Here is a 6,685-nt window from a genome sequence, read left to right on the forward strand (position 1 = left end):
TTCCGGCCCGCTCGGAGAACCCCGATCGGAGAAAGAGGAGAAGTGCAGCTAGTCGTTGGCAGGATCGGCCGACCGCACGGAGTGCGCGGTGAGGTCACCGTCGAGGTGCGCACCGACGACCCGGAGCTGCGCTTCGCCCCGGGTACGGCTCTCGCCACCGACCCCGCCTCCGCAGGGCCGCTGGAGGTCGAGGGCACCCGCTGGCACAAGGGCATCCTGCTGCTCGGCCTGGTCGGGGTGGACGACCGCGACGCCGCCGAGGCGCTGCGCGGCACGCTGCTGGTGATCGACTCGGCCGACCTCCCGCCGTCCGACGACCCGGACGAGTTCCACGACCACCAACTCGTCGGGCTCGCCGTGGTCACCGTCACCGGTGAGCCGGTGGGCGAGGTCGCCGACGTGCTGCATCACGGCCAGGACCTGCTCGTCGTGCGCCGCCCGTCCCGCGGCGAGGCGTACGTGCCGTTCGTCAAGGCGCTGGTCCCCGAGATCGACCTGGAGAAGGGCGTGCTCGTGGTCGACGCGCCGCCCGGCCTGCTGGACCTCGACCAGGCCGAATAGATGCGCGTCGACATCATCTCGATCTTCCCGGAGTACTTCGCCCCGCTGGACGTCTCGCTCATGGGCAAGGCGCGCGAGCGCGGCATCCTCGACATCCACCTCCACCAGCTCCGCGACTGGACCCACGACGTGCACCGCACCGTGGACGACACTCCGTACGGCGGTGGGCCGGGCATGGTGATGAAGCCCGAGGTCTGGGGCGAGGCGATCGACGCGGTCATCGCCGCCGCGCTCGCGCGGCACGCCGGGGAACCCTCCGCGTCCGCGGCCGATGTCGCGGCCGGAGCCGGTGAAGCCGGGGACGCCCGGTTGTCGGCGCCCGCCGGGGGAGAGGCGGCGCCGGGGGGACTCCGGCAGGGGATGCCGGAGGGCCTCCTCCTGCCGCGGATGATCGTGCCGACGCCGAGCGGGCGGCCGTTCACGCAGCAGGTGGCCCTGGAGTACGCCAAGGAGCCCTGGCTGCTGTTCACCCCGGCCCGCTACGAGGGGATCGACTCCCGCGTCATGGCCGAGTACGGCTCCCGCCTCCGCGTGGACGAGGTGAGCATCGGCGACTACGTCCTCGCCGGGGGCGAGGCGGCGGTGCTGGTCATGGTCGAGGCCGTCGGACGGCTGCTGCCCGGCGTCCTGGGCAACGCCGCGTCGGTGGCGGACGACTCGTTCGCGCCCGGCGCGATGGAGAACCTCCTCGAAGGGCCCGTCTACACGAAGCCGCCCTCCTGGCGCGGACACGACGTGCCCGAGATCCTCCTGTCCGGGCACCACGGGAAGATCGCCCGCTGGCGCCGCGACGAGGCGCTCCGCCGGACCGCCGCGAAGAGGCCCGAGCTGCTCGCCAGGCTCGACCCGGACGGGCTCGACAAGCGTGACCGGGCGGTTCTCGACGAGGTCCGGGGCGAGGCCGACCCGTCCGGCGGATGAGCCGGATACGCGCTTCGTTTCGCGTGGCGGCCGAAGATATGGCAAACTGAATCGCTGCTGCCCACTTCACGGTGGCGGCGTGGCCGGGCACAGACCCGGCCCCAAGACATATCAAGCCAAGCGCGTGTGTCCCCCTCGTCGCCGAGCCCACGGCCCGGCCGGGTGGACCTCCGCGCGCCCATGTCAACTGAGGAACCGCTGTCATGCACACGCAGATCCAGGAGCTCGAGAAGGCTGCCCTCCGCAGCGACGTACCGGCTTTCCGCCCGGGTGACACGCTGGAGGTCCACGTCCGCGTCGTCGAAGGCAACCGGTCCCGTATCCAGGTGTTCAAGGGCTTCGTCCTGCGCCGCCAGGGTGGCGGTGCCCGTGAGACCTTCACCGTCCGCAAGGTCAGCTACGGCGTCGGCGTCGAGCGCACCTTCCCGGTCCACAGCCCGGTCATCGAGAAGATCGTGGTCGTGACCCGAGGTGACGTCCGTCGCGCCAAGCTGTACTACATGCGCGACCTGCGCGGCAAGGCCGCCCGCATCCGCGAGAAGCGCGAAGCGGTTCCGGCCGCCAAGTAAGGCGATCGACATGGTGGCCCGTACCCCCTGTGGTGCGGGCCATTTTCTTTTCCGTGATGATGCCGCGTCGGCGACGGTCACGGTCAGGGACATCATCTAGGCTCGACAGCGATTACTAGCGAGGCACCGGGTCAGGCACGCGCCACCCGGCCGAGGACGGGGTGGACGTGGTCGCGGAAGACACCCAGCAGGCCGCCGGAGACGGCAAGGAGAAAAAGGGTTCCTTCTGGAAGGAACTTCCCGTTCTCATCGTGGTCGCCCTCGTGCTGGCCCTGCTCATCAAGTCCTTCGTGGTCCAGGCGTTCTACATCCCGTCCGAGTCGATGGAGAACACCCTCCTGGTCAACGACCGGGTCCTGGTCAACAAGCTCGTCTACCACGTACGCGACATCGAGCGCGGAGACATCGTGGTCTTCTCCGGCGTCGACTCCTGGGAGGGCGAGGTGCCCCAGGAGGAGCCGTCGAACCCGGTCGCCGGGTTCTTCCGCTGGGTCGGCACCTCGTTCGGCCTGATCCCGGGTGAGAAGGACTACATCAAGCGGGTCATCGGGGTCCCGGGCGACACCGTGAAATGTTGCGACGCCAAGGGCCGGATCACCGTCAACGGGACGCCCATCGAGGAGAAGTCCTACCTCTACCCCGGGGACGTGCCCTCGCTGTCGAACTTCGAGGTCACCGTGCCGGCGGGGCGGCTCTGGGTGATGGGCGACCACCGGTCCGTCTCGCTGGACTCGCGCTCCCACCAGGGCGATCCGGGCGGCGGCACCATCCCCATCGAGCAGGTGATCGGCCGGGCCTTCGTGATCGTGTGGCCGTTCGACCGGGCCAAGATCCTGCCGATCCCCGAGACGTTCAACCAGCCCGCCCTGCACGCCGTCGGAGCGCTGGGCGGTGCGGCGCCGGTGCTCGCCGGCTTCGCCGGCGCCGTCCCCCTCATAGCCCTTAGACGTCGCCTACGCGCGAGGCGGTAACCTGCCGCAGGTGACCATGACCGAAGAGAAGGATCCCCCCGCCAAGAAGTCCTCCGGCTGGCGCGACTCCATCCTGTTCACCCTGGGCGGCATCATCGTGGCCGTGCTGGTGCACCTGTTCGTGATGCAGTCGTTCTACATTCCGTCCGGGTCGATGGAGAACACACTCCTGATCAACGACAGGGTCGCGGTGAACAAGCTCGCCTACGTCGTCGGCGATGTGGAGCGCGGCGACATCGTGGTCTTCAAGGGCTGGGACGGCGAGGACACCATCAAGCGGGTGATCGGCATCGGTGGCGACACGGTGAAATGTTGCGACGCCAAGCGCCGGATCACGGTGAACGGGACACCCCTCGACGAGGAGGACGTGTACCTCTATCCCGGTGTCTATCCTTCGAAGCAGCGGTTCGAGGTGAAGGTTCCCCCGGGCAGGGTCTGGCTGATGGGCGACCACCGGAACAACTCGCGCGACTCCCGTGAGTACATCGACGACGAGTACAAGGGCACCATCTCCGAGGATGACCTGGTCGGCCGGGCGTTCATCCGATATTGGCCGTTCTCGCGGTTCGGCCTCCTTTCCCGGCCGGAGACGTTCTCCAAGGTCCGGTGACCGGCGGCGCCGCGCCCTCGGCCTCTGCCGCGTCTACGGCCTGTGCCGGGCTCTTGGGCTGTGCGGTGTCTGCGGCCTGTGCCGGGCTCTTGGGCTGTGCGGTGTCTGCGGCCTGTGCCGGGCTCTTGGGCTGTGCGGTGTCTGCGGCCTGTGCCGGGCTCTTGGGCTGTGCCGTGCCGTACCGCCCGGACGGAATGGGGCGTACGCTGCTGTTCGTCATGACAGTTGCGTATCGCCCGCGTCCGAGCGTCGTCCGGCGGGATTCGGGACTTTACGGCTACGAGCGTGCACTGGCTCGGCGAGGGTTCACGCCCGTCGCGGGTGTGGACGAGGCCGGGCGTGGCGCCTGCGCCGGGCCGTTGGTGGTGGCCGCGGTCGTCCTCGGACGCGAGATCGAGGGGCTGAGCGATTCCAAGCTCCTGCCGCCCGCCAGGCGCGAGCGGCTGTTCGACCTGATCAACGCCAAGGCACGGGCGGTGAGCGTCGTCGTCATCCCCCCGGAGGAGATCGACGCCCGGGGCCTGCACAGGAGCAACATCTCGGGAATGCGCCGCGCGGTCGCCGGTCTCGGCGTCGACGTGGGATACGTGCTGATCGACGGCTTCCCCGTGCCGGGGCTTCCCGCGCCGTCCCTGGCGATCTGGAAGGGCGACCAGGTGGCTGCCTGCGTCGCGGCGGCCTCGATCGTGGCGAAGGTGACCCGGGACCGGCTGATGCGCTCTCTGGACGACGTCCACCCCGAGTACGGCTTCGCCGTACACAAGGGATATGTGACGCCGGGACATCGGCGGGCGCTGGCCGCCCACGGTCCCACCCCGCATCACCGGTTCTCCTTCGTGAACGTCACCGGGACGCGTACAGGCGTCACCGTCGTGGTGCGTCACGGTCTGACCGGGGAGGATGAGGAGATGCGAGAGAATGGAGCGGAGGCCGGTGTCGTCTGACCGCGCGGCCTTGGCGGGGTGCGAAACAGGAGGACCGGAATGAGCGCAGAGGATCTCGAAAAATACGAGACCGAGATGGAGTTGCAGCTCTACCGGGAGTACCGCGACGTAGTCGGGCTGTTCACCTACGTCGTCGAGACCGAGCGGCGCTTCTATCTCACCAACTCTGTCGATCTCGACGTGCGCACGGCCGAGAACGGCGACGTCTTCTTCGACGTGAAGATGCAGGACGCCTGGGTCTGGGACATGTACCGGCCCGCCAGGTTCGTCAAGAACGTCCGGGTAGTGACGTTCAAGGACGTCAACGTCGAAGAGCTGGCCAAGCCGGATCTCGAAATGCCCAAGGAGGGCTTCTCCGGCTGACGTCCACCCTGTCGGCCGTTCCTTCGGCCGCACTATCGGCCGCTCCACCGGCTGCTCGGCCGGCTGCTTGGCGGGCTGCTTGGCGGGCCATTGTGCACACTGCCGGCCCGGCGGTTCTGTCGGTCGTTGCCGCAGCCGGCCGCTCTCGGCTTCCGGGCCGGCTGTTCGGCAGAGGCTCCCATCGGGTTCGGGCCGGTTGTTCGGCAGGTCGCTCGCATCGGGGTCGGCCTAGTTGTTCGGCCGGTCGTTCCCGCCGTGGTTCTGCCCGGCCGTTAGCGGCGGGCCCGTGGCGAGGGGCGTCAGGTGCTGCCAGGGCTGGGCATCGGATCGGCCTGCTGTGGTGGGGAGCAGGCGGACCTGGCCGAGCCCGAGTAGCAGCAGGGGATCGAGGTAGACGGCTCCGCGCAACAGTCCCCAGTGCAGACAGGGCACGGGGCAATGGCCGGGCAGATCCTCGGCGATCCCGAGCGGGCTGCCGCCCTCCACTGCCTGGCCGGGCCGTACCGAGGCCCGGACCGGCATGTACGTGGTCCGCAACCCTCCAGGATGGATCACGGTCACGACGCCGCGCCCGGCCAGCGGACCCGCGTACCCGATCACTCCGTGCCCGGCCGCGTGAACTGTCGCACCCGGCAGGACACCGATGTCCACACCCCGGTGCCCGGCCAGCCACCGCTGGGGAGGCGGTTGGAAGCGCCTGACCAGAACGGGGTGGCCCGACAGGGGCCACTGCCAGCGGGGCGGGCCTTGCACATCGTGAGCCGGGGGCGCCCCCAGGACAAGGGCCAACATCATGGCGAGAAAACACATAGGTGCAGAGTGGCAGCGACGGACACCGTCCCCTGCGCCCGAACGCGGTTCTGTGGACAACGGGCTCGCCGCCGTTACCCGCTACTCACCGTGTCGTCCGGGCGCCCGGTGATGTGGGTGCCGGCGGGCATGGAGCGTGCGATCCGCGCTCGGCTATGTCGTCCACGCGCCCGGGACAAGGGGGATTCGGGGGCGTTGGTGCTGAGAGGGCCGGCTGTGTTCTCAGGCGCGGGGGTGAGCCTGGCGGTAGACCTTGCGCAGCCGTTCGATTGAGACGTGCGTGTAGATCTGGGTGGTGGCCAGGGAGGCGTGGCCGAGCATTTCCTGGACGCTGCGCAGGTCCGCGCCGCCTTCCAGAAGGTGGGTCGCGGCCGAATGCCGCAGCCCGTGCGGTCCCATGTCGGGGGCGTTCTCTGTCTCGGCGAGCCGGGCATGCACCACCCTCCGTACCGTGCCCTGGTCGATCCGGCCGCCCCGTACGCCGAGGAACAGGGCGGGGCCGCTGCCCTCGCGCAGCCACAACGGTCTGCCGCGTACGCACCACGCGTCCAACGCCCTGAGGGCGGGCAGGCCGAACGGGACGACCCGCTCCTTGCGTCCCTTGCCGAGGACCCGCACGGTGTTGCGGTCGCGGTCCACATCGTCCACGTCGAGGCCGCACAACTCGCCGACCCGCATGCCGGTGGAGTAAAGCAGTTCGAGCATCGCGGTGTCGCGCAGATCTCTCGGGTCGTCCGCCGCTCGCCGTGCGGGCTCGGGGGCCGCGGTCGGTTCCCGCTCCGTGGCCGGTTCCGGGGCTGGTGCTGCATTCCAGTCCGGCGCCGTCTTCGAGTCCGGCGCCGTCTTCGAGTCCGGCGCCGTCTTCGAGTCTGGGGTCGGCTTCGGGCCTGGGGTCGGCTTCGTGGGGAGCGGCGGGCGGGAGGCGGGGGAGGAGGG

8 protein-coding genes and 1 pseudogene are annotated in these 6,685 nt (G+C 69.6%); 7 read left to right on the forward strand and 2 right to left on the reverse strand.

What is annotated here, in order from left to right; translation table 11 throughout:
* Positions 1 to 42 precede the first annotated feature (42 nt).
* The 7 genes from rimM (at position 43) to AWQ70_RS31210 (ending at position 4,939) form a co-directional block, all read left to right on the forward strand.
* Complete coding sequence (rimM, locus tag AWQ70_RS31180) at positions 43 to 561, forward strand: ribosome maturation factor RimM (protein ID WP_067184117.1); 519 nt, start codon at positions 43 to 45, stop codon at positions 559 to 561.
* Positions 562 to 1,482: a tRNA (guanosine(37)-N1)-methyltransferase TrmD gene (gene trmD, locus AWQ70_RS38155; RefSeq protein WP_084518007.1), complete on the forward strand. Its 921-nt coding sequence runs from the start codon at positions 562 to 564 to the stop codon at positions 1,480 to 1,482.
* Between the two features lie 203 nt (positions 1,483 to 1,685).
* Positions 1,686 to 2,051, forward strand: coding sequence for a 50S ribosomal protein L19 (gene rplS / locus AWQ70_RS31190; protein WP_067184120.1), 366 nt, complete (start codon positions 1,686 to 1,688; stop codon positions 2,049 to 2,051).
* A gap of 161 nt (positions 2,052 to 2,212) precedes the next feature.
* The gene (lepB, locus tag AWQ70_RS31195) at positions 2,213 to 3,022 is read left to right on the forward strand and encodes a signal peptidase I (protein ID WP_067184124.1); all 810 of its coding nucleotides are present in this window, start codon (positions 2,213 to 2,215) and stop codon (positions 3,020 to 3,022) included.
* A 16-nt stretch (positions 3,023 to 3,038) separates the two neighbouring features.
* Entirely contained in the window at positions 3,039 to 3,632 is a 594-nt protein-coding gene (gene lepB, locus AWQ70_RS31200; RefSeq protein ID WP_067184263.1) for a signal peptidase I, read from the forward strand.
* Positions 3,633 to 3,850: 218 nt separating this feature from the next.
* Positions 3,851 to 4,576 (forward strand): ribonuclease HII, encoded by a 726-nt coding sequence (locus tag AWQ70_RS31205; protein ID WP_067184266.1) that lies wholly within the window; start codon positions 3,851 to 3,853, stop codon positions 4,574 to 4,576.
* A gap of 39 nt (positions 4,577 to 4,615) precedes the next feature.
* Complete coding sequence (locus AWQ70_RS31210; protein WP_067184127.1) at positions 4,616 to 4,939, forward strand: DUF2469 domain-containing protein; 324 nt, start codon at positions 4,616 to 4,618, stop codon at positions 4,937 to 4,939.
* Positions 4,940 to 5,167: 228 nt separating this feature from the next.
* Here the strand turns inward: AWQ70_RS31210 and AWQ70_RS31215 are convergent, their stop codons facing one another.
* Together AWQ70_RS31215 and AWQ70_RS41645 are read right to left on the reverse strand one after the other, a co-directional pair.
* A complete protein-coding gene (locus AWQ70_RS31215; RefSeq protein WP_245647233.1) occupies positions 5,168 to 5,692 on the reverse strand; it encodes a murein hydrolase activator EnvC family protein in 525 nt (174 codons plus the stop codon).
* Positions 5,693 to 5,971: 279 nt separating this feature from the next.
* Positions 5,972 to 6,481: pseudogene (locus AWQ70_RS41645) on the reverse strand (tyrosine-type recombinase/integrase); the annotation flags it as partial.
* Between the last annotated feature and the right edge of the window lie 204 nt (positions 6,482 to 6,685).

Source organism: Microtetraspora niveoalba, assembly GCF_001570405.1.
Taxonomy (GTDB): domain Bacteria; phylum Actinomycetota; class Actinomycetes; order Streptosporangiales; family Streptosporangiaceae; genus Microtetraspora; species Microtetraspora niveoalba.